Below are 25,934 nucleotides of genomic sequence, written 5' to 3' on the forward strand. Positions count from 1 at the left end.
AAACATGCTCGTTGAGAGCTAGGCACAAAAATCTGGAGAGAAGAGCCTAAGCCACTAAAAACCCCGGCCACTTTCGCAGCCGGGGTCTAAAACCTCACAAACGTCTCACTCAGACCTTACAGCCCGGTGCTCACGTCAATCGTGTTGCCTTCTTCAAGCGTCACATACGCCTTTTTGACGTCCTTGCGTTTGCCGAGCGCACCACGGAAGCGTTTGACCTTGCCCTTGGTGATGGTCGTGTTCACGGCCTTCACCTTGACACCGAACAGGGCCTCGACGGCTTCTTTGATCATCGGCTTGTTGCTGTCCATCGCCACTTCGAACACGATTGCGCCGTTTTCAGACGCCATGGTGGCCTTTTCAGTGATGATCGGCTTGCGGATCACGTCGTAATGTTCTGCCTTGGCACTCATTTCAAGCGAGCCTCCAGTGCTTCGATCCCTGCCTTGGTGATCACAAGCGTGTCACGTTTCAGGATATCATATACGTTGGCACCCATCGTCGGCAGGATGTCCAGACCTTCGATGTTGCGCGATGCGGCGAGGAAATCCTCATTCACGGATGCACCGTCAATGACCAGCGCGCGTTTCCAGCCTAGGTCCTTGACCTGTTTAGCCAAAGCGGCGGTTTTGCCCGTTGTGGACGCATCCTCGATGATGACCAGCTCACCGGCCGCCATTTTGGCGGACAGGGCGTGGCGCAGACCCAGCTTGCGGAACTTCTTGGGCAGGTCGTGACCGTGGCTGCGGACAACGGGACCCTTGTAGATACCACCACCGCGGAAGATCGGAGCCGAACGCGCGCCGTGGCGTGCGCCGCCGGTGCCCTTCTGGCGATAGATCTTCTTGGTCGAGTATTTAACTTCGGACCGCGTCTTGACCTTGTGGGTGCCGGCCTGGGCGTTGTTACGCTGCCAGCGGACCACGCGGTGCAGGATATCTGCGCGTGGCTCGAGGCCAAACAGAGCCTCGTCCAGGTCAACAGAACCGGCCTTGCCGCCGTCTAGTTTGATGACATCAAGTTTCACGCGTCACCTTCTTTCTTTGCTTCTTCAGCGGCTTGGGCTTCGGCCACGACATCTGTCTTAGCCTCTTCAGCTTCGGCGGCTTCCATTGCGGCTTGCTCTTCTGCGGCGGCGGCCTCGGCTGCGGCTTCAGCCTCGGCAGCAGCGGCTGCGGCGGCTTCTTCTGCGGCTTTGGCGGCTTCTTCGCGAGCAGATTTCAAAGCGGCGGGCAGGATCGCGTTTTCGGGGAACGGCTTTTTGACCGCATCCTTGACGGTGACCCAGCCACCTTTCGATCCGGGGACAGCGCCCTTGATCATGATCAGACCACGGTCGGCATCGGTGCGCACAACCTGAAGGTTCTGCGTGGTCACCTTGGCCGCGCCCATATGGCCCGCCATTTTCTTGCCTTTGAAGACTTTACCCGGGTCCTGACACTGACCGGTGGAGCCGTGCGAACGGTGCGAAATCGACACACCGTGGGTGGCGCGCAGACCGCCAAAGTTGTGGCGTTTCATGGCACCGGCAAAGCCTTTACCAATCGATGTGCCTGTGACGTCGACGAACTGACCTTCGAAATAGTGGTCGGCGATGATCTCTTCACCGACGTTGATCAGGTTGTCTTCGGTCACGCGAAACTCGACCAGCTTGCGCTTGGGTTCCACTTTTTGTGCGGCGAAGTGGCCGCGCATGGCTTGGCTCACGCGCTTCACTTTGGGCGAACCTGCCCCAAGTGTCACAGCGGTGTAGCCGTCCTTGTCCGATGTGCGTTGGCCAACGACCTGCAGGCCGTCCAGTTGAAGAACGGTGACAGGAACCTGTTTGCCGTCTTCCATGAACAGCCGGGTCATGCCGACTTTCTTTGCGAGAATTCCAGAGCGCAACATGGGTGTACCCTCCTTTACGATTGCAGTTTGATCTCGACGTCCACGCCAGCGGCCAGGTCGAGCTTCATCAGCGCGTCCACGGTCTGGGGGGTCGGATCAACGATGTCGAGCAGACGCTTGTGCGTGCGGATCTCGAACTGGTCACGGGATTTCTTGTCGACGTGGGGGCCACGCAGAACGGTGAATTTTTCGATCTTGTTCGGCAGTGGGATGGGTCCACGGACGGACGCGCCTGTGCGTTTGGCGGTGTTGACGATCTCTTGTGTGGAGGCATCCAGCACACGATAGTCAAACGCCTTGAGGCGAATGCGGATATTTTGGCTTTGAACGGCCATGATGTGCGTTCCCTTACTCGGGGCTCTTAACGGAGAGGAGGAGCGTCGCTCATCGACACCCCTCGTCGCGTCTGTTTTTTTCGGTGCAGGGCGGATCGGGATCCGCCTTACGGGTATTGCGCTGATGAAGTGGCGTAAGGCGGAGGTGTCGTCCGCCCTGCACCCATTACTCAGTGATCTTGGACACAACGCCCGCGCCGACCGTGCGGCCGCCTTCGCGGATCGCAAAGCGCAGGCCCTGCTCCATCGCGATCGGGGCGATCAGCTCAACACCGAACGACACATTGTCGCCGGGCATGACCATCTCGGTCCCTTCCGCCAGGTTCACCGTCCCGGTCACGTCCGTGGTCCGGAAGTAGAACTGCGGGCGATAGTTCGCAAAGAACGGCGTGTGACGGCCACCCTCTTCCTTGGTCAGGATATAGGCCTCGGCCTCGAACTTCGTGTGCGGCTTCACCGAACCGGGCTTGCACAGAACCTGCCCACGCTCCACCGCTTCACGGTCGATACCGCGCAGCAACGCGCCGATGTTGTCACCCGCTTCACCGCGATCCAGCAGCTTGCGGAACATTTCAACACCGGTACATGTGGTGGTCTGGGTGTCCTTGATCCCCACGATCTCGATGTTGTCGCCCACGTTGATCACGCCACGCTCAACCCGGCCGGTCACAACCGTGCCGCGACCCGAGATCGAGAACACGTCCTCGACCGGCATCAGGAAGGGCTGGTCAATCGCGCGCTCAGGCGTCGGGATGAACTCGTCAACCGCTTCCATCAGCTTCTTGATCGAGTTCGCGCCGATTTCCTCGTCGCGCCCTTCCATCGCCGCCAGAGCCGAGCCGGGGATGACGGGGATGTCGTCGCCGGGGTACTCATAGCTCGACAGCAGCTCGCGGATTTCCATCTCGACCAGCTCCAGCAGCTCTTCGTCGTCGACCTGATCCACCTTGTTCATGTAGACGACCATCGTCGGGATGCCGACCTGGCGCCCCAGCAGGATGTGCTCGCGGGTTTGTGGCATCGGACCGTCAGCCGCGTTCACAACCAGGATCGCACCGTCCATCTGGGCGGCCCCGGTGATCATGTTCTTGACGTAGTCGGCGTGGCCGGGGCAGTCGACGTGGGCATAGTGGCGGCTTTCGGTCTCGTATTCCACGTGCGCGGTCGAGATCGTGATGCCACGGGCCTTCTCTTCGGGCGCACCGTCGATCTGGTCATAGGCCTGAAAGTCGCCAAAATACTTCGTGATCGCCGCCGTCAACGTCGTCTTGCCGTGGTCAACGTGACCAATCGTGCCGATGTTTACATGCGGTTTGGTACGTTCAAACTTTGCCTTTGCCATGGTGTTGGCTCCTCTTTTACTTCTGGTCGCGGTGGGCAGCGTGCCCACCCTACGGGGTTGGTAGGGTGGGCGATCCGCCCACCGCTGGAATTAAGCGAATTTCGCTTGGATCTCGTCGCTGATGTTCTGCGGAACACCGTCATAATGGTCGAACTGCATGGTAAAGTTCGCGCGACCCGACGACATCGAACGCAAGGTGTTGATGTAGCCGAACATGTTGGCCAGCGGCACGAAGGCGTCGATGGCAATCGCGTTGCCGCGTGTGTCCTGCCCCTGTACCTGACCGCGACGCGATGTGAGGTCGCCGATGATGCCACCGGTGTACTCTTCGGGCGTCACGACCTCGACCTTCATAATCGGCTCGAGCATCTTGGCACCCGCCTTTTTCATGCCTTCACGCATACCCATCCGAGCCGCGATTTCAAAGGCCAGAACCGATGAGTCAACGTCGTGGAATTTACCTTCGATCAAGGCAACCTTGAAGTCGATCACAGGGAAACCCGCCAGAGGACCGGAGTCCATGACCGACTTGATGCCCTTTTCAACGCCCGGGATGTATTCCTTGGGCACCGACCCACCCACAACACGGGACTCGAACGAATAGCCTTCGCCCGGCTCGGTTGGGGTGATGATCAGCTTGACCTCGGCGAACTGACCGGAGCCACCCGACTGTTTCTTGTGGGTGTAAACGATCTCGGCTTCGTGACCGATGGTCTCGCGATAGGCCACCTGTGGGGCACCGATATTCGCCTCGACCTTGAATTCGCGCTTGAGGCGATCCACCAGAATGTCGAGGTGAAGTTCGCCCATGCCCTTCATAATGGTCTGACCACTTTCGAGGTCAGTTTCCACGCGGAAGGAGGGATCTTCGGCAGCCAGACGCGCCAGACCTGTCGACATTTTCTCTTGGTCGGCCTTCGTCTTGGGCTCAACCGCGATCTCGATGACGGGATCGGGGAAGGTCATCGTTTCCAGAACCACAGGGTCGTTGACCGCACACAGCGTGTCCCCGGTTGTGGTGTCTTTCAGACCTGCCAGCGCGATGATGTCGCCTGCGAACGCTTCGGTGATCTCTTCGCGGTCGTTGGAGTGCATCATCATCATCCGGCCAACGCGCTCTTTGCGCTCTTTGGTCGAGTTCAGCAGTGTGTCGCCCTTGTTCAGCACGCCCGAATAGATGCGTGTGAAGGTCAGCGTGCCCACAAAGGGGTCGTTCATAATTTTGAACGCAAGAGCCGAGAACGCCATATCGTCGTCAGCACGACGCGCAATCACACGTTCTTCGGTTTCGTCACCGGGTTTGAAGCCCATGTAATCGACAACGTCCAGCGGGGACGGCAGATAGTCGATGACGGCGTTCAGAAGCGGCTGCACACCCTTGTTCTTGAAGGCCGAGCCACACAGAACAGGGATGAATTTGATCCCCAGCGTGCCTGCACGGATCAGACGGCGCAGGGTCGGCACATCAGGCTCTTCGCCTTCGAGGTACGCTTCCATCGCGTCGTCGTCCATTTCGACGGCAACTTCGATCATGTTGGCGCGCCACTCGTCGGCCTGATCCTTCAGGCTGTCGCGGATGGGGCGTTTTTCCCAGGATGCGCCAAGGTCTTCACCGGCCCAGACCCACTCTTCCATGGTAACCAGATCGATCATGCCTTCCAGCTCGGTCTCGGCCCCGATCGGGATCTGGATCGGGCAAGGTGTGGCACCTGTGCGGTCTTTGATCATGTGGACGCAGTTGAAGAAGTCGGCGCCGATCTTGTCCATCTTGTTGACGAACACGATGCGTGGAACCTTGTAGCGGTCAGCCTGACGCCATACGGTTTCGGTCTGCGGCTCAACACCTGCGTTGGCATCCAGCACAGCGACCGCACCATCCAGAACCGCCAGTGAGCGTTCGACTTCAATGGTGAAGTCCACGTGGCCGGGGGTGTCGATGATGTTCATGCGGTGCTTTTCAGTGTCCGCCGTCTCACCGTCTTCGGTGCGTTCCCAGAATGTAGTGGTCGCAGCCGAGGTGATCGTGATGCCACGCTCTTGTTCCTGCTCCATCCAGTCCATGGTTGCGGCCCCATCGTGGACCTCACCGATGTTGTGGGACTTGCCTGTGTAGTACAGGATGCGTTCCGAACATGTGGTTTTGCCGGCATCAATGTGTGCCATGATGCCAAAGTTGCGGTAGCGGTCGAGCGGATAATCGCGTGCCATGGGGCTGCTTCCTCAGAGTGTCTGGGTTACCAACGGTAGTGGCTGAACGCTTTGTTGGCGTCGGCCATCTTGTGTGTGTCTTCGCGCTTTTTGACAGCGGTGCCGCGGGACTGAACAGCGTCCATCAGCTCGCCTGCCAGGCGCTCTTCCATCGTGTTTTCGTTGCGGCCGCGGCTGGCATTGATCAACCAGCGGATCGCGAGAGCCTGACGGCGCTCGGGGCGGACCTCAACAGGCACCTGATATGTGGCACCACCAACCCGGCGCGAACGAACTTCGACCGAAGGCTGAATGTTTTCGAGCGCTTCGTGGAACACTTCCACAGGGGCGCGTTTGATCTTGGCTTCGACGCGGTCGAACGCATTGTAAACGATGCTTTCGGCGGTCGATTTCTTACCATCGATCATCAGGTTGTTCATAAACTTGGTCAGGACCTTATCGCCATATTTGGCGTCGGGCAGGACTTCGCGTTTCTCGGCGGCGTGACGACGTGACATCTACGGCTCTCCTTATTTGGGGCGCTTGGCGCCGTATTTCGAACGGCGTTGCTTACGATCTTTGACGCCTTGGGTATCCAGAACGCCGCGCAGGATGTGGTAACGCACACCGGGAAGGTCTTTGACACGACCGCCACGGATCAGAACAACCGAGTGTTCCTGAAGGTTGTGGCTTTCACCCGGAATATAGCTGATGACCTCAAAACCATTTGTCAGGCGCACTTTGGCAACCTTACGCATGGCCGAGTTCGGCTTTTTGGGTGTCGTTGTATAAACGCGCGTACACACACCGCGTTTCTGCGGGTTCCCTTCAAGGTGAAGGGATTTGGAGCGTTTTACTTTGGGCTGGCGCGGCTTGCGGATCAGCTGTTGGATCGTTGGCATTGCAGGTCTGTTCCCCGTCTCATCAACATATGTCGTGCGGGGCGACCCCGCGGTTTCAATTCAATCACCCTTGTGCGTCCACAAAAGCGCAAAAACCGCAATCGCTCCCGTTAGGGGCGACGCGGTGGGTTTCCAGAGGATCGGACCAATGCAAAGGCCGGATCGTGTCCACTTCGGTTCTGATTTCGGTTTCGGGGGGCAAACCCCTCTCCGAGATAGCGGGCGTATAGGGGGAGTCTCTGTGGGTGTCAACAGGCGCAACCGCGCCTTGCGCCATATGGCCCATGTTCCCTCAGGTCCGATGGGGCACCCTTGGGGCTGGACAGGCGCGCCGGACCGTCGCTACACATTTACGGATAAAATTCAGGGTTTTACAATGCGCTCAGTCCTTCAGTTTTTCTGCCTTTCCATCGTGGCATTTGCCATCGCAATTCCAACACTCGTTCAAGCGCAACGCCTGCCCGTTGAACGCAGCATGAAATACAACACCACCCCCCACGGTTTCATCAAAGTGCGCGAGCGGACGAGACTCGGCAAACGCGCCCAACGCTTTGAAGTGCGGGCCGGGGATTGTGGTTGGGATGACGGGTGGAGCGATTGTGACAACGACCGTGAACGCTCTGAGCTTTACGTCGCAAAGGATTGGAAGCACGGCACCGACCAGTGGATCGGCTTTTCCATCTATCTGCCCGCAGATTTCAAGACCAGCAGCCGGGTACGCACCACCGTTGGTCAGGTCAAGATGAAGGGTGGGCCGACCGGGTTTGCCGGTGGCTTTCCGTCCGAACCCGGCGTCTTTCAGATGGAGATGAAGGGCAACCGCTATTTCCTTCGGGTACACGTGCTGTCGGGCCCCTTCGACAATGTGCGCAACGATATCAAGGATTACAATCTGGCCAGCATCGACGAGTTGCGAGGCAAGTGGACCGATTTCGCCGTGCGGGTGAACACCAGGACCGCGCCGGGCACCATCGAGGTGTTCAAGAACGGTCAGGGTGTCGCGCGCCACGCCTTCAATCAGAATTACGCGCCCAAAGCCTACTATTTCAAATACGGGGTCTATCGCTCGTTTGTCAGCGAAAACCGCGCGCCGATGCCCACACAGGTGGTCTATTTTGACGAGGTGCGTCTTGGTCGATCCTATGACAAGGTGGCGGTCGAACGACAGCGCCGGGCGGTCGACTAGACAGGAATTCAACACCATGCAGGTTATCGGGCTGTGCCGCTTCTCCTATCCGGCCATTGGCGGCTTTCAGGTGGATTTTGAAACACTTGAGGAAAAGCTGGCCTATCTCTATGCCCCCGCCCGCATGGAAGAGCGGTTTGCCACGTTCGAGACCATCACCCTGCCCCCGTTGCGGGCCCAGACGGATCCCGACTTTACCTTTGTGGTCGTCATCGGCGACAGCCTGCCCGACATGTATCGCGACCGGCTTGAGGCGTTGCTGTCGGATATGCCACAAGCCGATTTGCAGGTGCATGCCCCCGCGCAACATCGCCCGGTGATGAAGAAGATCATCAATTCCGTACGCCGCAACACAGACGCACCCTGCCTGCAATTTCGCATGGATGACGATGACGCGGTAGCCATGGACTATGTCGAACGGTTGCGCGGGGTCGCGACGGACGTGCGCACCCTCGCAGCACGCAACGAGTTGCTTGGGATCGACTTCAATCGCGGATACATCATCCGGCCCCGCGCAAAGGGGATCGAGGCGGCGGCAACCTCCGCCCCGTTTCAGACGGCTGCATTGGCGATGATGGTCCATCCCAAATCGCGCCAGACCATTATGAATTTCGCCCATTTCCGCCTGCCCAACATGATGGCCTGCGTGACCCTGACCGAGCCCGTGATGCTGCTGCGCGGACACAACGATTTCAACGACTCGCGCCAGGGCCCGTCCGTGAAACCCCAAAAGCTCGCGATGATGGACGCTGCGGGCGAGGCCGAATTGGCCGATCGGTTCAATATCGACGCAGATGCCGTGCGCGCCGCCTTTTCACGCCTGTGACAGACGACGTTCGCGGTAAAGCGTGAACAGGCCCGTCGCCACAACAATAGCCGCTCCAAGCAGGGTCACAGAGCTGGGCCAATCATCAAACACCACCCAGCCCAGCACCAACGCCCATATGAGCCCCGTGTAGCGGAACGGCGCGATAAAGCTGATCTCGCCCACGCGCATCACCTGCACCGAAAAGAAATACCCGCCAATGATGAACACCGAAGCGCCACCGATCAACGCGGCAAGGCGGGTGTCAATCGGCACCCATTCGGTTGTGACCGACGCCGCCCCCGCACAGATCATCACCGTCACCGCAGCCACCAGGGTGACCGTCATGGACGGCACACCGGGGCTAAGCCGCCGCGTCGACAAATCGCGCACGGTCACGCAGGCGACAGCCACAAGCGCATACCCCGCATAGATCGAAAACCCCTCGGGTCCCGGACGTACGATCAACAACATGCCCATGAACCCAAGCAAGATCGCAGACATGCGACGCCATCCAAGCGGTTCGCGAAAAAACAACGCCGCCCCAACTGCAACCGTCAGGGGCAGGACCTGCAAAACCGCGGTTACATTCGCCAGCGGCATGTTCAGAAGGGCGGTGATAAAGAAATAGGCCGCGCCCACTTCGGCAATGGACCGCAGCGCGATCAGCCCCCAATCCCGCCCTGAGATGCGAAAATGGATCGTACCCAGCCAACGGGCCAGCGCCAAGATCAGAACCACGCTCAGCACGCCACGCAGAACCAACAATTGCGTCAACGGCACGTCCCCGTTCGTAAGCTTGATCAGCGCATCGTTGAAGGTAAACGACGCCATCGAAGCCATCATCAAAAGCGCACCGGTGGTGTTGGGGGACATCCGTGTAAACCTGATCCGTGTTGGGGCAACGCTATCGCGCTCGGAAGCGTGACGCCAGTGGATCACTCGGTCTATTTTCGGCGTGACGTGCGATTTCTGGGATTCGCAAAGCCGTGGACCTGCGTTACGGTCCGCCTATGAGCTTGTTTTTCCTCCTGATCCTGATCGGCGTCGCGATCTTTTTCTACCGACAATGGGCAAAGAAGCAGCATCGCCTGACACTGCTCAGGAGTCGGATCACCGACCATCAGCGCGACGTGATCGGACGCTGTGTGCCCATGGTCCACAAGATCCCGACCGAATTTCACCGCCCCCTTGAGGGCAAGATCAATCTGTTCCTCGATCAGGTTACGATGGTTGGCTACCACGGGCTCGAGGTCACCGAAGAAATGGAGCTGTCCATCGCAACCCAAGCCTGTCTGCTCGTGATGAATACGGATGCCTGGTACGACACGCTGACGACGGTGATGATCTACCCCGGTGCCTTCAAATCCAAAACGGCGCGACATGACGGGTTCGTCGTCACCGAAAAGGAAACCGTGCGTACCGGCGAAAGCTGGAACCGCGGGCCTGTGATCCTGTCATGGACACATTCAAATGACGGCGCATTGGACACAGGCGACGGGGACAACGTCGTACTGCACGAGTTCGCGCATCAACTCGATGAACGCTCGGGCCGCGCGGATGGGGCCCCTATCCTGCGCAGGGGGCAGGATTTCAGCACGTGGGAGACTGTCTTTCTCGCCGCTTTTGACCGCCTTGATGACAGGGTGTCGCGCGGGCTGCCGACGGTGATGGATGCCTACGGCGCGGAAAACCATCAGGAGTTTTTTGCCGTCGGGGTCGAGACGTTTTTTGAGCGCCCTAATGAGCTGAAACGGGCCGAGCCCGCGTTTTACGAGCAACTGTCGGAATTGCTGGGCCTGGATCCTGCAAGTTGGGTCTGACGGGCAAAGCCCCCGGACAAACCACGTTGCACCCACAAAAAACCCCGCCTCACTGGGCGGGGTTTTTCAATTTTCACTGTGGTGACAAAAGCTTAATCGCGGCTCTCGTCACTAGGTGTTACAGGCGTGTCAAACACATCGCCACCGACCACATCATCTGGTGTAGGCGCAGCCAGCGCGGCTGCGGCCTCGGCTTCTTCGCGGCGGGCCTCGATGACAACGTTGTCACGATCCGATGCGATCTTGCGCATCGCTTGGGTCGCGCCACCAGTCCCGGCAGGGATCAGACGGCCCACGATGACGTTTTCCTTGAGGCCAACCAGCTTGTCTTTCTTACCCTGTACAGAGGCTTCGGTAAGAACGCGGGTTGTCTCCTGGAAAGACGCCGCCGAGATGAACGAACGGGTCTGCAAGGACGCCTTGGTGATGCCCAGAAGGATCGGCCCGCCTTGGGCCGGACGGCCCTTCTTGGACAGTGCCTTTTCGTTGGCCAGATCGAATTCCTGCTTGTCCACATGCTCGCCCTTGAGCAGCGTGGTGTCGCCGGAGTCCTCGATCTCCCATTTCTGGAGCATCTGACGCACGATGACTTCGATGTGCTTGTCGTTGATTTTCACACCTTGCAGGCGATAGACGTCCTGCACTTCGTCGATCATGTAATCCGCCAGCGCCTCAACGCCCATAATGGCAAGGATGTCATGGGGGGCCGGGTTGCCATCCATGATGTAGTCACCCTTCTGGACGAAGTCGCCTTCGGCCACAGGGATGTGCTTGCCCTTGGGCACCATGTACTCAACCTTGTCCATGGATTCATCCGATGGCTCAATCGCGATACGGCGCTTGTTTTTGTAGTCCTTGCCAAAGCGCACGTAGCCATCGATTTCGGCGATGATCGCGTGATCCTTTGGACGACGGGCTTCGAACAGTTCGGCCACACGAGGCAGACCACCGGTGATGTCCTTGGTCTTGGCGCCTTCACGGGGAATACGCGCCACGACGTCACCGGCTTCGACCTTGTCACCATCTTCGACCGACAGAACCGCATCCACGGACATCGGATAGGTCACCGGGTTGCCCGCATCGTTGCGGACCGGCTCGCCATCGTCGCCCACAAGAATGATCTCGGGCTTGAGTTCGTTGCCTTTGGGGGCAGTACGCCAGTCGATGACGATTTTCTGGGTCATGCCTGTCGCATCGTCGGTTTCGTCGCGCACAGCCAGACCGCTGACCAGATCGACATATTTCGCCGTCCCGGCCTTTTCGGCGATGATCGGCAGGGTGTAGGGATCCCACTCGAACAACTTGTCGCCGCGTTTGACGTCCTGACCTTCGGTAACGAACAGAGCCGTGCCGTAGCCCAGCTTGTGGCTGGCGCGCTCTTCGCCGTTCTCGTCCTGGATGACCAGTTTCATGTTCCGGCCCATGACCAGAACCTGACCGCTCGCGTTTTTCAACGTCTGCGCGTTCTCAAAGACGATCTTGCCCTCTTGGCTCGCCTCAAGGAACGACTGTTGGCCACCTTGGGCAACGCCGCCGATGTGGAAGGTCCGCATCGTCAGCTGTGTGCCGGGTTCACCAATGGATTGGGCGGCAATGATACCAACCGCTTCGCCGGTGTTGACCATGGTGCCGCGGGCAAGGTCACGACCATAGCAGGTCGCGCACACACCTTCTTCGGCCTCACAGGTCAGCGGCGAGCGGATGCGCATCGACTGCACGGCAAACTCGTCAACCGAATCTGCCATCCGTTCGTCAATCAGCGTCCCGTGGGCCAGCAACACCTCGTCGGTGCCGGGTTTGAGGACATCCTCGGCCGTGACACGACCCAGCACACGCTCGGCCAGCGACGACACAACCTCACCGTCATTCACTGCCGCTTCGGCTGTGATCGCGTTTTCGGTGCCGCAATCGCGATCACGCACGATGCAGTCCTGTGCGACGTCCACGAGACGACGGGTCAGATAGCCCGAGTTCGCCGTCTTGAGGGCGGTGTCGGACAGACCCTTACGGGCACCGTGGGTCGAGTTGAAGTATTCAAGAACGGTCAGACCTTCCTTGAAGTTCGAGATGATGGGCGTTTCGATGATGTCGCCGTTCGGCTTGGCCATCAGGCCACGCATCCCGCCAAGCTGTTTCATCTGAGTGACCGAGCCACGCGCACCGGAGTGGGCCATCATGTAAACCGAGTTCGGTTCACGCTCTGACCCGTCCGCATCTGTCTGCGCCGCCGAAATGGAGCCCATCATGGCGTCGGTAACCTTGTCGTTACATTTCGACCAGGCATCGACGACCTTGTTGTACTTCTCACCCTGGGTGATCAGACCGTCCATGTACTGCTGTTCGAAATCCTTCACCTGCTCCCGCGTCTCATCGACGATGGGCCATTTGGTGTCGGGGATCAGCATATCGTCCTTGCCGAACGAAATGCCCGCCTTGAACGCGTGGCGGAAGCCCATGGTCATAATCTGGTCGCAGAAGATTACCGACTCTTTCTGACCGCAATAGCGATAGACTGTGTCGATGACCTGCTGCACCTCTTTCTTGCGCAGCAAACGGTTGACCAATTCAAACGGGGCCTTGTTGTTGAGCGGCAACAGCGCGCCAAGCAGCACACGACCGGGGGTCGTTTCAAACCGCTGCGTGACTTCGATGCCTTCGTCGTTGATCTGCGGAATACGGGCCACGATCTTGGTGTGGAGGTGCACGATGCCTGCGTCCAGCGCGTGCTGCACTTCATCGATCGAGCCAAAGACCATGCCCTGCCCTTTCAGGCCCTCACGTTCCAGCGTCACGTAATACAGACCCAGGATCATATCCTGCGACGGCACGATGATCGGCGCGCCGTTGGCGGGCGACAGAACGTTGTTGGTCGACATCATCAACACACGGGCTTCCAACTGCGCCTCGAGGCTCAGCGGCACGTGCACGGCCATCTGGTCACCGTCAAAGTCGGCGTTGAAGGCCGAGCAGACCAGCGGGTGAAGCTGGATCGCCTTGCCTTCGATCAGGACGGGTTCGAACGCCTGAATGCCAAGACGGTGCAGCGTGGGCGCACGGTTGAGCATAACAGGATGTTCGCGGATGACCTCGTCAAGGATATCCCACACCTCGGGGCGCTCTTTTTCGACCAGTTTCTTGGCCTGTTTGACGGTCGAGGACAGCCCCTTCGCCTCAAGCCGCGAATAGATGAACGGCTTGAACAGTTCGAGCGCCATCTTCTTGGGCAGACCACATTGGTGCAGCTTCAACTCAGGCCCGGTCACAATGACCGAACGGCCCGAGAAGTCGACGCGCTTGCCCAAAAGGTTCTGGCGGAAGCGGCCCTGCTTACCTTTCAGCATGTCTGACAGCGATTTCAGCGGGCGCTTGTTGGCACCTGTAATCACCCGGCCACGACGGCCGTTGTCAAACAGCGCATCCACGGATTCCTGCAACATCCGCTTTTCGTTGCGCACGATGATATCGGGCGCACGCAGTTCGATCAGACGCTTCAGACGGTTGTTCCGGTTGATGACCCGACGATAGAGATCGTTGAGGTCGGAGGTCGCAAAACGGCCCCCATCCAGCGGCACCAGCGGGCGCAGTTCCGGCGGGATCACGGGGATCACGGTCAGAACCATCCACTCTGGCCGGTTACCGGATTCAAGGAAGGATTCCACGACCTTGAGGCGCTTGATGATCTTCTTGGGCTTCAACTCGCCTGTCGCCTCTTTTAGATCGGCGCGCAGGGTTTCGGCCTCTTGCTCAAGGTCGATCTGGGACAGCATCTCGCGGATCGCTTCGGCACCGATATTGGCGGTGAACGCGTCCATGCCGAACGCGTCCTGGGCGTCCATGAACTCTTCTTCGCTCAACATCTGGCCATAGCTGAGGTCCGTCAGACCGGGTTCGGTCACCACGTAATTTTCAAAATACAGCACACGTTCGAGATCGCGCAGCGTCATGTCCAGCATCAGACCAATGCGGGACGGCAGCGATTTCAGGAACCAGATGTGGGCGACGGGGGCCGCCAGTTCAATGTGGCCCATCCGCTCGCGGCGGACCTTTTGCAGCGTGACTTCCACGCCGCATTTCTCGCAGACAACGCCGCGATATTTCATGCGTTTGTATTTGCCGCACAGGCATTCGTAATCCTTGATCGGGCCAAAGATACGGGCACAGAACAGCCCGTCACGCTCGGGCTTGAACGTGCGGTAATTGATGGTCTCGGGCTTTTTGATCTCGCCAAAAGACCACGAGAGGATGCGTTCGGGCGATGCCAGCGAAACCTTGATCTCATCAAAGACCTTGGGCGGCGTCAGCGGGTTGAACGGGTTGTTTGTCAGTTCCTGGTTCATTTTCAAATCCTTGAAAGGGGCGCTATGGGAAACGAAAGGCAGGTAAGGCGGATTTAAATCCGCCTTACGCGGGTTGCGTTATTCGTCTTCCTCGGCGTCCAGGAGTTCCATGTTGAGGCCCAGACCGCGGACCTCCTTGACGAGAACGTTGAACGATTCCGGCACGCCGGCCTCGAAGTTGTCCTCACCCTTGACGATGCTCTCATAGACCTTGGTCCGGCCTGCCACGTCGTCCGACTTCACCGTCAGCATTTCCTGCAGGGTGTAGGCGGCGCCGTAGGCTTCCAGAGCCCAGACTTCCATTTCCCCGAAACGCTGGCCACCGAACTGCGCTTTACCGCCCAGAGGTTGCTGCGTGACAAGGCTATAAGGCCCGGTGGAGCGTGCGTGGATCTTGTCGTCGACAAGGTGGTGCAGCTTGAGCAGGTACTTGATGCCGACCGTCACTGGGCGGCTGAACTGCTCGCCCGTGCGCCCGTCAAACAGGACCGACTGACCCGAGGTCGAGAAGCCCGCGCGTTCCAGCGCGTTGTTCACGTCCGCTTCCTTGGCACCGTCAAAGACCGGTGTTGCGATCGGCACACCGCGTGTGACGTTGCCCGCGGCTTCGACCAGCGTGTCTTCGTCCATGGACGTGATGCCTTCTTCATAGACATCCTCACCATAGGCCAGGCTCATCGCCTCGCGCACAGGCGTCAGATCGCCCGAGCGGCGATACTCTTGCAGCGCCTCGTCCACGTTCAGACCCAGACCGCGCGCGGCCCAGCCCATGTGGGTTTCAAGGATCTGACCGACGTTCATGCGCGAGGGCACGCCAAGCGGGTTCAGACAGAAATCCACAGGGGTCCCGTCGGCGAGGAACGGCATGTCCTCCATCGGCACCACTTTGGAAATCACACCCTTGTTGCCGTGACGCCCGGCCATCTTGTCGCCCGGTTGCAGCTTGCGCTTCACCGCAACGAACACCTTGACCATCTTCATCACGCCCGGGGGCAGATCGTCACCACGGCGTACTTTTTCGACCTTGTCCTCGAAGCGGGCGTCAAGCGCGCGTTTCTGCACCTCGTATTGCTCGTTCAGAGCCTCGACCACCTGCGCCGACTGCTCGTCCTTGAGGGCAATCTGCCACCATGCCGAACGCGGGAACGCCTCAAGCAGATCCGCATCAACGTTCGAGCCTGCTTTGACGCCTTTCGGCCCCTTCGCAATCTCTTTGCCAAGCAGCATGTCGCCGAGACGGGCGTAGATGTTACGATCAAGGATCGCCAGCTCGTCGTCGCGGTCGCGGGCGAGGCGTTCAACCTCTTCCCGCTCGATCTGCAAGGCACGTTCGTCCTTTTCGACGCCGTGGCGGTTGAACACACGCACTTCGACAACGGTGCCGAAATCACCCGGCTTGACCCGCAGGGAGGTGTCCCGCACGTCGCTTGCCTTTTCACCGAAGATGGCGCGCAGCAGTTTTTCTTCTGGCGTCATCGGGCTTTCACCCTTGGGCGTAATTTTACCCACCAGAATGTCACCGGGTTCAACATCCGCCCCAATATAGACGATGCCCGCCTCATCGAGGTTGCGCAGTGCTTCCTCGCCGACGTTCGGGATGTCGCGGGTGATTTCCTCGGGCCCGAGTTTCGTGTCACGGGCCGCCACTTCGAATTCCTCGATGTGGATGGACGTGAACACGTCGTCACGGCTGACCCGCTCAGAAATCAGGATCGAGTCCTCGTAGTTGTAGCCGTTCCACGGCATGAACGCGACGACCACGTTCTTGCCCAAGGCCAGTTCACCCATGTCTGTGGAGGGACCATCGGCGATGACCTCGCCTTTGACCACGGTGTCACCCACCTTCACCAGCGGACGCTGGTTGATGCAGGTGTTCTGGTTCGAGCGTTGGAATTTGCGCATCCGGTAAATGTCAACGCCCGCATCCCCCAACTCGAGGTCGGAGGTGGCGCGGATCACGATGCGGGTTGCATCGACCTGGTCGATGATACCCGCACGTTTGGCCATGATCGCAGCGCCGGAATCGCGGGCCACAACCTCTTCGATGCCGGTCCCGACAAGTGGGGCCTCGGCCTGAAGCAGCGGAACCGCCTGACGTTGCATGTTCGAGCCCATCAGGGCGCGGTTGGCGTCGTCGTTTTCAAGGAACGGGATCAGCGAGGCCGCAACAGACACCAATTGCTTGGGCGAGACGTCGATCAGGTCCACGCTGTCGACGGGCGACAAAGTATAGTCCCCGGATTTCCGGGTGTTGACCATCTCGTTGTTGAACTTGCCGTTCACATCCAAGGACGCGTTTGCCTGCGCCACGGTGTGCCGCATTTCTTCGGTCGCGGACATGTAGTGCACTTCGTCCGTCACCTGACCTTCGTTCACAACGCGGTAAGGTGTTTCGATGAAGCCGTATTTGTTCACGCGAGCAAAGGTCGCCAACGAGTTGATCAGACCGATGTTTGGCCCTTCGGGTGTTTCAATCGGGCACATCCGGCCATAGTGGGTCGGGTGCACGTCGCGCACCTCAAAACCAGCACGTTCGCGGGTCAGACCGCCGGGCCCAAGCGCCGACAGGCGACGCTTGTGCGTCACTTCGGAGAGCGGGTTGGTCTGGTCCATGAACTGCGACAGCTGCGACGAGCCAAAGAACTCGCGCACGGCTGCGGCCGCCGGTTTGGCGTTGATCAGATCCTGCGGCATGACGGTGTCGATTTCGACCGAGGACATACGCTCCTTGATCGCACGTTCCATGCGCAGCAGGCCGACGCGGTACTGGTTTTCCATCAACTCACCGACAGAGCGCACACGGCGGTTGCCGAGGTGGTCAATGTCGTCAATATCGCCCTGACCGTCGCGCAGTTCCACGAGGGCCTTGATGCAGGCCACGATGTCTTCGCGGCGCAGGGTGCGTTGCGTGTCTTCGGCATCCAGCGCCAGACGCATGTTCATCTTGACCCGGCCCACGGCGGACAGATCATAGCGTTCGCTGTCAAAGAACAGCGTGTCAAACAAGGCCGAGGCCGCATCAACGGTGGGCGGCTCGCCCGGACGCATCACGCGGTAAATGTCCATGAGCGCAGTTTCGCGGTTCATATTCTTGTCGCCCGCCATGGTGTTGCGCATGTAGGGGCCGACATTCACGTTGTCGATGTCGAGAACGGGAATCTCGGTGATGCCCGCATCGATCAGTTCCTTGGCGGTACCGCCGATCAGCTCACCATCCTTGTCGTATTCCAGCGTCAGCTCATCACCGGCTTCGACATAGATCGCGCCGTTTTCTTCGTTGATGATATCCTTGGCGACGAACTTGCCCACGATGTGTTCAAACGGCACAAGCAGTTCCTTGACCGATCCTTCGTCGATCAGTTTCTTGACTGCGCGTGGAGTGACCTTTTTGCCGGCTTCGGCAATGACTTCACCGGATTTGGCATCCACCAGATCGTAGGTCGGGCGGGTCCCGCGCACACGATCAGGGAAGAATGGGGTAACCCAGCCCTTGTTCTTTTTCAGGGTGAAATTCACCGTCTCGTAATAGGCATCCATGATGGATTCCTGATCGAGGCCAAGCGCATAAAGCAGCGTGGTGACGGGCAATTTGCGGCGACGGTCGATCCGGCAGAACACGATGTCCTTGGCATCGAATTCAAAGTCCAGCCACGAGCCGCGATAGGGGATGATACGGCAGGCGAACAGCAACTTGCCCGACGAGTGGGTCTTGCCCTTATCGTGGTCAAAGAACACACCGGGCGAGCGGTGCATCTGGCTGACGATCACCCGCTCGGTGCCGTTCACGATGAACGTCCCGTTCGGCGTCATCAGAGGCATGTCGCCCATGAACACGTCTTGTTCCTTGATATCCTTGACGGATTTTGCGCCGGTGTCTTCATCCACATCAAACACGATCAGGCGCAGCGTCACCTTGAGAGGGGCGCTGTAGGTCATGTCACGCTGCTGACATTCCTCGACGTCGTATTTGGGCTTTTCAAGCTCGTACTTGACGTATTCCAGAACGGAGGTCTCGTTAAAGTCCTTGATCGGAAAGACCGACTGGAACACACCCTGAATGCCGTCCCCATCGGTGGGGACCTCTGCATCGCCGGAGTTCAGGAACAAATCATACGAGGATTTCTGTACCTCGATGAGGTTGGGCATATCCAGCACTTCGCGGATTTTGCCATAATATTTACGAAGACGTTTCTGGCCAAGGAACGATTGCGCCATACTATAAGTCACCTTTCAGCGTTTCTCTGGGGTGCGCGCGCCGTCGGGCTCCGGTGCGCCGCCCCGTCGAGATCGATGGGATCTAGGTCAATTCATAGCCACCGTCCCACCGGTGGCCTCCCGACCTTTGAACCGCATCTTGGAAAAGACTTTTGAAGGAAAGCCCTTACCAAGACGGGTCGGGCCGGACACGCGATATGCGCATCCAGCCCAGATTTTTCAAGGAGGAGCGGGAAACGAGGTGGTTCCCAGTCACTTTTCAAAACCGAAAAGCGCCCCCTGATGTCCGGCCTTAGGCCAGTTCGACTTCGGCACCAGCTGCTTCCAGCTTGGCTTTGACGTCTTCGGCTTCGGCTTTGTCCACGCCTTCTTTGATCTTGCCACCGGCTTCGACCAGGTCCTTGGCTTCTTTCAGGCCAAGACCTGTGATGCCGCGGACTTCTTTGATGACGTTGATTTTCGATGCGCCTGCGTTTTTCAGGACGACGTCGAATTCCGATTTTTCCTCTTCAGCGGCACCGCCACCGTCAGCAGGACCAGCCATCATCACAGCGCCGCCAGCGGCGGGCTCGATGCCGTACTCATCCTTGAGGATTGTTTTCAGTTCTTGTGCTTCCAGCAGGGTCAGACCAACGATGTCTTCTGCCAGTTTTTTCAGATCAGCCATTTTATCAGCTCTTTCCGTTTCGATATGTGTGTTCCAACGTGTGCAATTTTCCACACGCCGCTCAGACGTATTGCTTTACGCGGCCGCCTTGTCCTCGATGGTGGACAGGATGGATGCGATGTTGCTTGCAGGTGCGCCAATGGACCCGGCGATATTGGATGCAGGTGCGCCAAGCATGCCCGCGATGGTGCTGATAAGCTCCTCGCGCGAAGGCATCTTCGACACAGCCGTGACACCGGCCCGGTCCAGAGCGTTCTCACCCATCGCCCCGCCGAGGATCACGAACTTGTCGTTTTCCTTGGCAAAGTCCTCGGACACTTTGGCGGCTGCCACAGGATCTTCGGAATAGGTCAGAACAGTCATGCCCGTCAGAAAGTCAGCTATGCTTTCGCAAGGCTTCCCATCAAGGGCGATTTTGGCGAGCCTGTTTTTGGCAACACGAACGCTCGACCCGTTGTCGCGTGCACGGGCACGCAGGTCTTGCATTTCGGCAACTGTCAGACCGGCGTAGTGGGCAACCACGACGACGCCAGAGCTTTCAAAGATCTGGCCGAGTTCGTCGACCACTTTCTCTTTCTGGGCTCTATCCACAGTTTTCTCCAAATTTGGGGGCGAACCCCCGGCTCAGTTTGCACCGGATCTCTCCGGCGGTTTGGTCCTCGAAATGCACGGGTCCAAAGCCGCCAGAAGCTCGACAGAGCATCTGAGTTAGAATGGCCTGTTCCCGTCTCGGGCAGGAATTATGATTGAAGGATTTCAACCACCCACCGTCTCGGACGAATATAGGCCCGCGCGAATCATCGTGCGGACCTATGGGGATGCTCTAGGATGTTTCGCATGAGGATGGAACCCTTGGATGCGGATTTTGCGCCTTTACGCCGATCAAACGGAAAAAGGGCGCCCCAATGGACGCCCTTCCCCACATATCTTACGGTCCGATTATTCGGTGACAGCGCTGTCCACTGCAATGCTGACGCCCGGACCCATGGTCGAGGACAGAGACACCTTTTTCATGTAGGTGCCTTTGGACCCGGCGGGTTTCGCCTTGGCCACAGCGCCCACAAAGGCGCGGATGTTTTCGACCAGCTTGGCCTCGTCAAAGGATGCTTTGCCGACACCTGCGTGGATCACACCAGCTTTTTCGACCTTGAACTGCACTTCGCCGCCTTTGGCCGCTTTGACGGCTGCCTCGACGTCCATTGTGACCGTGCCAACCTTGGGGTTGGGCATGAGGTTGCGGGGGCCAAGCACCTTACCCAGACGACCCACGATGGGCATCATGTCGGGGGTTGCGATGCAGCGATCAAAGTCGATCTTGCCGCCCTGGATGGTTTCCATCAGGTCTTCGGCACCGACGATGTCCGCGCCAGCCGCCTGGGCCTCTTCAGCCTTGGGGCCACGGGCAAAGACAGCAACGCGTACGTCCTTGCCGGTGCCGTTGGGCAGGCCGACCACACCGCGCACCATCTGGTCTGCGTGGCGGGGGTCGACACCAAGGTTCATGGCGATCTCGACGGTTTCGTCGAATTTCGCATTGGCATTGCCTTTGACGAGGCTTACGGCCTCTTCGACGGTGACGTTGTGTTTGTCAGCGAAGGCGGCGCGCGCCGCAGTTGTGCGTTTTCCGTGCTTTGCCATCTTACTTCACCTCGATGCCCATGGAGCGGGCGGAGCCCAGGATGATCTGCATTGCGCCTTCGATGTCGTTGGCGTTCAGATCTTTCATTTTCGCTTCAGCGATTTCCTTGACCTGTGCGGCGGTCACGGTGCCGACAGTCTCACGGGAGGGGGTGTTGGCCCCGGATTTCACCTTGGCCGCCTTCTTCAGATAGTAGGACGCAGGTGGCGTCTTGATATCCATGGTGAAGGATTTGTCCTGATAATAGGTGATCACGGTCGGGCATGGCGCACCGGGCTCCATGTCTGCGGTCTTGGCGTTGAACGCCTTGCAGAATTCCATGATGTTGATGCCGCGCTGACCCAATGCGGGGCCGACGGGGGGGGACGGGTTTGCCTGCCCTGCGGGCACTTGCAGCTTCATGCTGCCGACGAGCTTCTTGGCCATGAGCCATTCTCCTGTTCAACTCCACCCCATCGCGACAGGGCAGATATGGTTGATGTGGTCCGGTCAGCGGCGACGCGTCGCCATAACCTCCCACATGGGATGCTGCCTAATGCAACAAGGGCGCCGATTACAGCGCCCTTGCCTTGGGTTCAATACCTAATTGGGGGATATGTCCCGATCAGCCCTCTTCGAGGATAACGTCAAAGTTGACGCGGCTGCCGGGCAGACCGGACTCGTTCAGCGCACGGGAGGGGGCGGCAATGATGATCTGTTCGGGGGCAACCCCGCGACCCACCAGCATCGCCATCAGCGCCTTGGCCCGCAGCAAGCCGGTTTTCACATCTTCGCGGGCCTGCACGTCGCCGGTGTGGTGGCCGATCACGCGCAGACGTGCATGCGGACATTCCATCGCCAGCGTGGCAAGGCCCAGTGCGGTTTCCAGGTCGTTGGACTGCAACGACACCGAGCGGGGCGCATAGAACAAAGCCGTGTTGGCGACGGCACGCTCCAATTCGGTGACGCAGGCGGCATTTGACCATGGGTTCGCCACAGCAGGCTGCGCGCGCACGGACACGCGGGTCACGTTGTCCACAATCGAAAATTCCACTCGGCGGTCATAAAAGGCGCGCGGTTGCGGACCCACTTTGCCCGACGGTTCGCGATCGCCCATGCCTTCGGGGAAGAACATGCTGGTATCAAGGCCCGACGCGGCAATGCGCTGGATCACCTGGCTGGCTCGCTGTTCGCTCAGACGCAGGTTCGCCGCAGGATCACCCGATGGGTCCGAGTGGCCCTCGACCCGGATTTGAACGCCGGGGCAGGATTGCGCGACCAGACCGATCAGACGGCCCTGTTCAATCCCACCGGCATCTGCAGTCAAACCGCCGCTCGGGAAATAAACGGTCGCCTGGCTGGCAAGATTACGCAGATCTTCGATGCACTGTGCCTGATCCTGTGCCGCTGTCGCATCCGAGGAGAAGAAGGGCGTCGCAGCGGGTGCAGCACTCAGCAATGCCTGCCGTTGATCCTGTGGCGCGGGGGGCGGCGCAACGACCGGGGCCTCGACCGCGGCCAAGGGCGTGGCAAGTGGCGCGGCGGGCTGCAAATCCGACAGCGGGTCGGAGGCATTGGATTGCCGGGCGACGATCTCTTCTTCGCCAAGGGCAGCCTCGTTCGCAACGACCGCGATCTGCGCCGTCTCGGGCTGCGGTGCAGGGGCCGAAAACGTGGCAGCGGCAGGCGCAGTTTGCACCACTTCAGCCTTGTCGCCGTCCTTCAAGAAACCCGATGCTGCGAATACGATTGCGGCAGACGGAACCAGCCATGGAAGGCTGTCCCTCACATATTTCAAAATCATTATATCCCCCAAGATACACTGCTCTATTTTGGCCCGGACACCTACATACAGTATCGGGCCATATGAGTAGGCGTGAATCCGCCACATTCGTCAACAGCCATTGGTAGAATATCGCGCAGTTTATTGCATACAAGATACCGCGCACCCGGATGAGCACGCAATCGGGTCAAATTGACTCAAAAACAGGCAGCGCTGTGCCGTTTCATGGGTGCCGCCTGCCCCATCCGCTTATGGCCCAAGTACCCACGAAAAAGGCCGACCCCTTTGCAGAGACCGGCCAACATTCCAAAACCCGGAAACTGTCAGGTTCAGGTCTGTTTGTTCACTTGGGTGAATTCCAGTTCGACAGGTGTCTCGCGGCCAAAGATGGACACCGTGACCTTGAGGCGCTGGTTCTCGTCGTCGACTTCTTCGACCATGCCGTCGAAATCCTCGAACGGGCCATCGTTGACTTTAACCTTTTCGCCAATCTCGAAGTGGATCAGGGTGCGTGGTGCGTCCTCGCCTTCCTGAACACGGTTGAGGATCTGGTTCACCTCGGCATCGCGCATGGGCATCGGGCGGCCTTGGGGGCCCAGAAAACCTGTAACGCGGTTGATCGAGTTGATAAGGTGATAGCCTTGGTCAGACATTTCCATGTGGACCAGAACATAGCCGGGCATAAAGCGACGCTCGGTCGTGACCTTCTTGCCGCGACGCACTTCGATCACTTCTTCGGTCGGGACCAGAACTTCGTCGATCTCGTCTTCAAGGCCCTTTTCAGCAACAGAGGTCCGGATTGTCTCTGCAATCTTCTTTTCGAAGTTGGAAAGCACGCTGACCGAATACCACCGTTTTGCCATGTGTCTCGAGGCCCCTTGCCTAGTTCAAACTTATCTTCACGCGCTGGCCTGAATTAAAATCGGCGCGGGGCTCGAATCGCCGCGCGCCTGTGTCAGACCAAGTCAGGGCTGCGGCATAGCTTGGGCGATTTCAAAGTGCAAGAGGTGGCGGGGTTTTGTGGTCTTTAGCCGAACTGAGTCAGGATGAGTTCCAGACCACCCCGGATCAGGATATCGACAATGGCAAAGAACACGGCTGTCAGGGCGGCAAGAATAAAGACCATGACAGTGGTCAGCATCACCTCGCGGCGGGTCGGCCACACGACCTTGGACACTTCGGAACGGACCTGCTGGATGAACTGAAGTGGGTTTGTGGTGGCCATGATGTCGCTCCCGGGTTGCAGATGAAGGGCATGTAACGGGCGCAACCATCAAATTCAAGACAGGAACGGCGCGTGCGCCATCCCCTGTTGCGTCGTTGCAAACCATGCCCTCGCGTAGGGTTCGCTCAGCTTTCCTCGGCCATTCGGCGCATGCGTGCGGCCACCGCGTCGGCATGCTGGGCTTCGGCGTCCTCGGCCTCTTGCAGGTCGGGCATATAGAGGCTGTCGACCATACCATCCGGGAACATGTCGAGGATCGCATCCCACCGGCAGGCAAAGCGATCAAGACGGGTACGCAGACGGGCTGCACGCTCAGGGTTGGCAACCTCGATCCGGGCCAGTCGGGCCACGATACCACGCCAGATGCGGTCCGATCCGATCAGCAAGAAGACCCCAACGACCAGCGTCACTATCAATACAGCCGCGATTACGAACCAATGCGGACGAACGACAACCAGCAACAAGGTGCTCACGATTGCCAAATGACGCGTCGAGGGGCGAAAGGCACGTATGCGGGCCACAGTGCGCGCAAGCGCATCCATCCGCAGAACGGGACGGCGCGGTTTTGCAGGACGCTCTTCTTCTTGCTGGGCGATCTCGGGCAAATCATCGGTACGGCGGCGAGGGGTGAATGCGCGATGGATCGTTTTGGCACTACGCTTAGGTGCGGGATCGCTCGGCACATCCTCTGTCAGCACGGACCGGATTACCGACATCATGTCTTCATCGCTTATCTCGTGGGATTGGCCCGGCATAAGAGTATAGGTCATCAGCAGCATCCTTGCCCCAAAACAGATAGGGGTCTGTTTACGAGCCTGCGCAGAACAGGCCTTGAAATGTACAACCGCATTGTGCGGATACGGCAAAGGTAGGGCTACATTGTGCGGGTCAGGTGTCAGATATGTGGCAGGAATAAGGCACTGTCGCGCAGACCACGACAAAGCAGACCGTTCCGGTAAAACTGTCGACAAACTGAACAGCATAGAGGCGGGAACATGGCACAAGAGGTCACAACATGGCCGCGATTCGACGCCGTGCGTTGTCGTCCGATCCGGTGACTATCTGGGAAAATGGCAGGGGCACCAGGGCTCGAACCCGGGACCTACGGTTTTGGAGACCGTCGCTCTACCAGCTGAGCTATACCCCTAACGTGCAGGCGGAATATGCGATGGTCAGATTAAGATCAAGCGCTCATTGCCATCGATGGCCACACGATCTTTTCCACCGAATGGACCGTGCCGACGGAACCGCTGGTCACATGTATCTGTTAAGCTTTCGAATATGGCAACGCGGACCGAAAACCGGACACCCAGATCAAATCGATCTGCACATCACCTCATCAATCCAAATGGCGCACAACGCGATAATCGTCACACAATATCAACGCATGGTGCACCATCCGCTTGCAGACTATGGCGGCCGAGGGGCCTTTGCACGTCGCCTGGGGCCGAATGACGACGGCGCGGTCCTGCAAAAACTGCCGGAGGACATCTATTGCGGTGACAGGTGGCTGAACAAATAAAAGGGCCACCCAACGATGGACGGCCCCTTTTTGACTTCCCGTTGCAGGGCGGATCGGGATCCGCCTTACGGGTATTGCGCTGATGAAGTGGCGTAAG

At 58.8% G+C, this 25,934-nt stretch carries 23 protein-coding genes and 1 tRNA gene; 4 read left to right on the forward strand and 20 right to left on the reverse strand.

Annotated elements, in window-relative coordinates; all coding sequences use genetic code 11:
• Positions 1 to 116: 116 nt before the first annotated feature.
• From Q0859_RS00390 to rpsL, 8 genes are all read right to left on the reverse strand, one after another.
• On the reverse strand, positions 117 to 413 hold the full coding sequence (locus Q0859_RS00390) for a 50S ribosomal protein L23 (protein WP_299146855.1): 297 nt from the start codon (positions 411 to 413) through the stop codon (positions 117 to 119).
• Positions 410 to 1,027: a 50S ribosomal protein L4 gene (gene rplD, locus Q0859_RS00395; RefSeq protein ID WP_299146856.1), complete on the reverse strand. Its 618-nt coding sequence runs from the start codon at positions 1,025 to 1,027 to the stop codon at positions 410 to 412. The genes Q0859_RS00390 and rplD overlap by 4 nt, the downstream gene beginning before the upstream one ends.
• A complete protein-coding gene (rplC, locus tag Q0859_RS00400; RefSeq protein WP_299146857.1) occupies positions 1,024 to 1,890 on the reverse strand; it encodes a 50S ribosomal protein L3 in 867 nt (288 codons plus the stop codon). The genes rplD and rplC overlap by 4 nt, the downstream gene beginning before the upstream one ends.
• Positions 1,891 to 1,904: 14 nt before the next feature.
• Complete coding sequence (gene rpsJ, locus Q0859_RS00405) at positions 1,905 to 2,225, reverse strand: 30S ribosomal protein S10 (protein WP_195819727.1); 321 nt, start codon at positions 2,223 to 2,225, stop codon at positions 1,905 to 1,907.
• A 166-nt stretch (positions 2,226 to 2,391) separates the two neighbouring features.
• Positions 2,392 to 3,567 (reverse strand): elongation factor Tu, encoded by a 1,176-nt coding sequence (tuf, locus tag Q0859_RS00410; RefSeq protein ID WP_299146858.1) that lies wholly within the window; start codon positions 3,565 to 3,567, stop codon positions 2,392 to 2,394.
• Between the two features lie 90 nt (positions 3,568 to 3,657).
• The gene (fusA, locus tag Q0859_RS00415; RefSeq protein ID WP_299146859.1) at positions 3,658 to 5,775 is read right to left on the reverse strand and encodes an elongation factor G; all 2,118 of its coding nucleotides are present in this window, start codon (positions 5,773 to 5,775) and stop codon (positions 3,658 to 3,660) included.
• Positions 5,776 to 5,801: 26 nt separating this feature from the next.
• Complete coding sequence (gene rpsG / locus Q0859_RS00420; RefSeq protein ID WP_299146860.1) at positions 5,802 to 6,272, reverse strand: 30S ribosomal protein S7; 471 nt, start codon at positions 6,270 to 6,272, stop codon at positions 5,802 to 5,804.
• Positions 6,273 to 6,284: 12 nt separating this feature from the next.
• Positions 6,285 to 6,656: a 30S ribosomal protein S12 gene (gene rpsL / locus Q0859_RS00425; protein WP_024809820.1), complete on the reverse strand. Its 372-nt coding sequence runs from the start codon at positions 6,654 to 6,656 to the stop codon at positions 6,285 to 6,287.
• Positions 6,657 to 7,131: 475 nt separating this feature from the next.
• On the opposite strand from rpsL, the gene Q0859_RS00430 reads away from it, so the two are divergent.
• A complete protein-coding gene (locus tag Q0859_RS00430; RefSeq protein ID WP_299146861.1) occupies positions 7,132 to 7,842 on the forward strand; it encodes a heparin lyase I family protein in 711 nt (236 codons plus the stop codon).
• On the forward strand, positions 7,799 to 8,668 hold the full coding sequence (locus tag Q0859_RS00435; RefSeq protein WP_299146862.1) for a putative rhamnosyl transferase: 870 nt from the start codon (positions 7,799 to 7,801) through the stop codon (positions 8,666 to 8,668). Before Q0859_RS00430 ends, Q0859_RS00435 begins: the two co-directional genes overlap by 44 nt.
• Here Q0859_RS00435 and Q0859_RS00440 read toward each other — a convergent pair.
• Positions 8,657 to 9,523, reverse strand: a complete 867-nt coding sequence (locus tag Q0859_RS00440) for a DMT family transporter (RefSeq protein WP_299146863.1) — start codon at positions 9,521 to 9,523, stop codon at positions 8,657 to 8,659. The genes Q0859_RS00435 and Q0859_RS00440 overlap by 12 nt on opposite strands.
• A 137-nt stretch (positions 9,524 to 9,660) precedes the next feature.
• On the opposite strand from Q0859_RS00440, the gene Q0859_RS00445 reads away from it, so the two are divergent.
• Positions 9,661 to 10,470, forward strand: coding sequence for a M90 family metallopeptidase (locus Q0859_RS00445; protein WP_299146864.1), 810 nt, complete (start codon positions 9,661 to 9,663; stop codon positions 10,468 to 10,470).
• 92 nt (positions 10,471 to 10,562) lie between these two features.
• Here Q0859_RS00445 and rpoC read toward each other — a convergent pair whose 3' ends face one another.
• The 11 genes from rpoC to Q0859_RS00500 form a co-directional block, all read right to left on the reverse strand.
• The gene (rpoC, locus tag Q0859_RS00450) at positions 10,563 to 14,807 is read right to left on the reverse strand and encodes a DNA-directed RNA polymerase subunit beta' (protein ID WP_299146866.1); all 4,245 of its coding nucleotides are present in this window, start codon (positions 14,805 to 14,807) and stop codon (positions 10,563 to 10,565) included.
• A gap of 78 nt (positions 14,808 to 14,885) precedes the next feature.
• Complete coding sequence (rpoB, locus tag Q0859_RS00455; protein WP_299146867.1) at positions 14,886 to 19,022, reverse strand: DNA-directed RNA polymerase subunit beta; 4,137 nt, start codon at positions 19,020 to 19,022, stop codon at positions 14,886 to 14,888.
• Positions 19,023 to 19,314: 292 nt separating this feature from the next.
• Complete coding sequence (gene rplL, locus Q0859_RS00460; protein ID WP_299146868.1) at positions 19,315 to 19,689, reverse strand: 50S ribosomal protein L7/L12; 375 nt, start codon at positions 19,687 to 19,689, stop codon at positions 19,315 to 19,317.
• A 75-nt stretch (positions 19,690 to 19,764) separates the two neighbouring features.
• The gene (gene rplJ, locus Q0859_RS00465) at positions 19,765 to 20,280 is read right to left on the reverse strand and encodes a 50S ribosomal protein L10 (RefSeq protein ID WP_299146869.1); all 516 of its coding nucleotides are present in this window, start codon (positions 20,278 to 20,280) and stop codon (positions 19,765 to 19,767) included.
• Positions 20,281 to 20,628: 348 nt separating this feature from the next.
• Positions 20,629 to 21,327 carry a 50S ribosomal protein L1 gene (gene rplA, locus Q0859_RS00470; protein WP_299146870.1) on the reverse strand — a complete coding sequence of 233 codons (699 nt, stop codon included), beginning with the start codon at positions 21,325 to 21,327 and terminating at the stop codon, positions 20,629 to 20,631.
• 1 nt (position 21,328) lies between these two features.
• Entirely contained in the window at positions 21,329 to 21,754 is a 426-nt protein-coding gene (rplK, locus tag Q0859_RS00475) for a 50S ribosomal protein L11 (RefSeq protein WP_299146871.1), read from the reverse strand.
• Positions 21,755 to 21,932: 178 nt separating this feature from the next.
• Positions 21,933 to 23,111: an OmpA family protein gene (locus Q0859_RS00480; RefSeq protein ID WP_299146872.1), complete on the reverse strand. Its 1,179-nt coding sequence runs from the start codon at positions 23,109 to 23,111 to the stop codon at positions 21,933 to 21,935.
• Positions 23,112 to 23,419: 308 nt separating this feature from the next.
• A complete protein-coding gene (gene nusG, locus Q0859_RS00485) occupies positions 23,420 to 23,953 on the reverse strand; it encodes a transcription termination/antitermination protein NusG (protein ID WP_299146873.1) in 534 nt (177 codons plus the stop codon).
• Between the two features lie 164 nt (positions 23,954 to 24,117).
• Positions 24,118 to 24,315, reverse strand: a complete 198-nt coding sequence (gene secE, locus Q0859_RS00490; protein WP_299146874.1) for a preprotein translocase subunit SecE — start codon at positions 24,313 to 24,315, stop codon at positions 24,118 to 24,120.
• 125 nt (positions 24,316 to 24,440) lie between these two features.
• On the reverse strand, positions 24,441 to 25,085 hold the full coding sequence (locus tag Q0859_RS00495) for a hypothetical protein (RefSeq protein ID WP_299146875.1): 645 nt from the start codon (positions 25,083 to 25,085) through the stop codon (positions 24,441 to 24,443).
• A gap of 301 nt (positions 25,086 to 25,386) precedes the next feature.
• A tRNA-Trp gene (locus tag Q0859_RS00500) sits at positions 25,387 to 25,462 on the reverse strand.
• Positions 25,463 to 25,543: 81 nt separating this feature from the next.
• Between Q0859_RS00500 and Q0859_RS00505 the strand changes: the two genes are divergently transcribed.
• Positions 25,544 to 25,837, forward strand: a complete 294-nt coding sequence (locus Q0859_RS00505) for a DUF892 family protein (protein WP_299146876.1) — start codon at positions 25,544 to 25,546, stop codon at positions 25,835 to 25,837.
• The last annotated feature ends 97 nt before the right edge of the window (positions 25,838 to 25,934 follow it).

Origin of the sequence: uncultured Tateyamaria sp. (genome assembly GCF_947497045.1) — a bacterium.
GTDB lineage: Bacteria > Pseudomonadota > Alphaproteobacteria > Rhodobacterales > Rhodobacteraceae > Tateyamaria.

Excerpts from the sequence above, each read along its gene's own strand:
- Q0859_RS00390 (WP_299146855.1), bottom strand. The coding sequence starts at position 413 with ATGAGTGCCAAGGCAGAACATTACGACGTGATCCGCAAGCCGATCATC.
- rplC (WP_299146857.1), bottom strand. The coding sequence starts at position 1,890 with ATGTTGCGCTCTGGAATTCTCGCAAAGAAAGTCGGCATGACCCGGCTG.
- rpsJ (WP_195819727.1), bottom strand. The coding sequence starts at position 2,225 with ATGGCCGTTCAAAGCCAAAATATCCGCATTCGCCTCAAGGCGTTTGAC.
- tuf (WP_299146858.1), bottom strand. The coding sequence starts at position 3,567 with ATGGCAAAGGCAAAGTTTGAACGTACCAAACCGCATGTAAACATCGGC.
- fusA (WP_299146859.1), bottom strand. The coding sequence starts at position 5,775 with ATGGCACGCGATTATCCGCTCGACCGCTACCGCAACTTTGGCATCATG.
- rpsG (WP_299146860.1), bottom strand. The coding sequence starts at position 6,272 with ATGTCACGTCGTCACGCCGCCGAGAAACGCGAAGTCCTGCCCGACGCC.
- rpsL (WP_024809820.1), bottom strand. The coding sequence starts at position 6,656 with ATGCCAACGATCCAACAGCTGATCCGCAAGCCGCGCCAGCCCAAAGTA.
- Q0859_RS00430 (WP_299146861.1), top strand. The coding sequence starts at position 7,132 with ATGAAATACAACACCACCCCCCACGGTTTCATCAAAGTGCGCGAGCGG.
- Q0859_RS00435 (WP_299146862.1), top strand. The coding sequence starts at position 7,799 with ATGACAAGGTGGCGGTCGAACGACAGCGCCGGGCGGTCGACTAGACAG.
- Q0859_RS00440 (WP_299146863.1), bottom strand. The coding sequence starts at position 9,523 with ATGTCCCCCAACACCACCGGTGCGCTTTTGATGATGGCTTCGATGGCG.
- Q0859_RS00445 (WP_299146864.1), top strand. The coding sequence starts at position 9,661 with ATGAGCTTGTTTTTCCTCCTGATCCTGATCGGCGTCGCGATCTTTTTC.
- rpoC (WP_299146866.1), bottom strand. The coding sequence starts at position 14,807 with ATGAACCAGGAACTGACAAACAACCCGTTCAACCCGCTGACGCCGCCC.
- rpoB (WP_299146867.1), bottom strand. The coding sequence starts at position 19,022 with ATGGCGCAATCGTTCCTTGGCCAGAAACGTCTTCGTAAATATTATGGC.
- rplL (WP_299146868.1), bottom strand. The coding sequence starts at position 19,689 with ATGGCTGATCTGAAAAAACTGGCAGAAGACATCGTTGGTCTGACCCTG.
- rplA (WP_299146870.1), bottom strand. The coding sequence starts at position 21,327 with ATGGCAAAGCACGGAAAACGCACAACTGCGGCGCGCGCCGCCTTCGCT.
- rplK (WP_299146871.1), bottom strand. The coding sequence starts at position 21,754 with ATGGCCAAGAAGCTCGTCGGCAGCATGAAGCTGCAAGTGCCCGCAGGG.
- Q0859_RS00480 (WP_299146872.1), bottom strand. The coding sequence starts at position 23,111 with ATGATTTTGAAATATGTGAGGGACAGCCTTCCATGGCTGGTTCCGTCT.
- nusG (WP_299146873.1), bottom strand. The coding sequence starts at position 23,953 with ATGGCAAAACGGTGGTATTCGGTCAGCGTGCTTTCCAACTTCGAAAAG.
- secE (WP_299146874.1), bottom strand. The coding sequence starts at position 24,315 with ATGGCCACCACAAACCCACTTCAGTTCATCCAGCAGGTCCGTTCCGAA.
- Q0859_RS00495 (WP_299146875.1), bottom strand. The coding sequence starts at position 25,085 with ATGACCTATACTCTTATGCCGGGCCAATCCCACGAGATAAGCGATGAA.
- Q0859_RS00505 (WP_299146876.1), top strand. The coding sequence starts at position 25,544 with ATGGACCGTGCCGACGGAACCGCTGGTCACATGTATCTGTTAAGCTTT.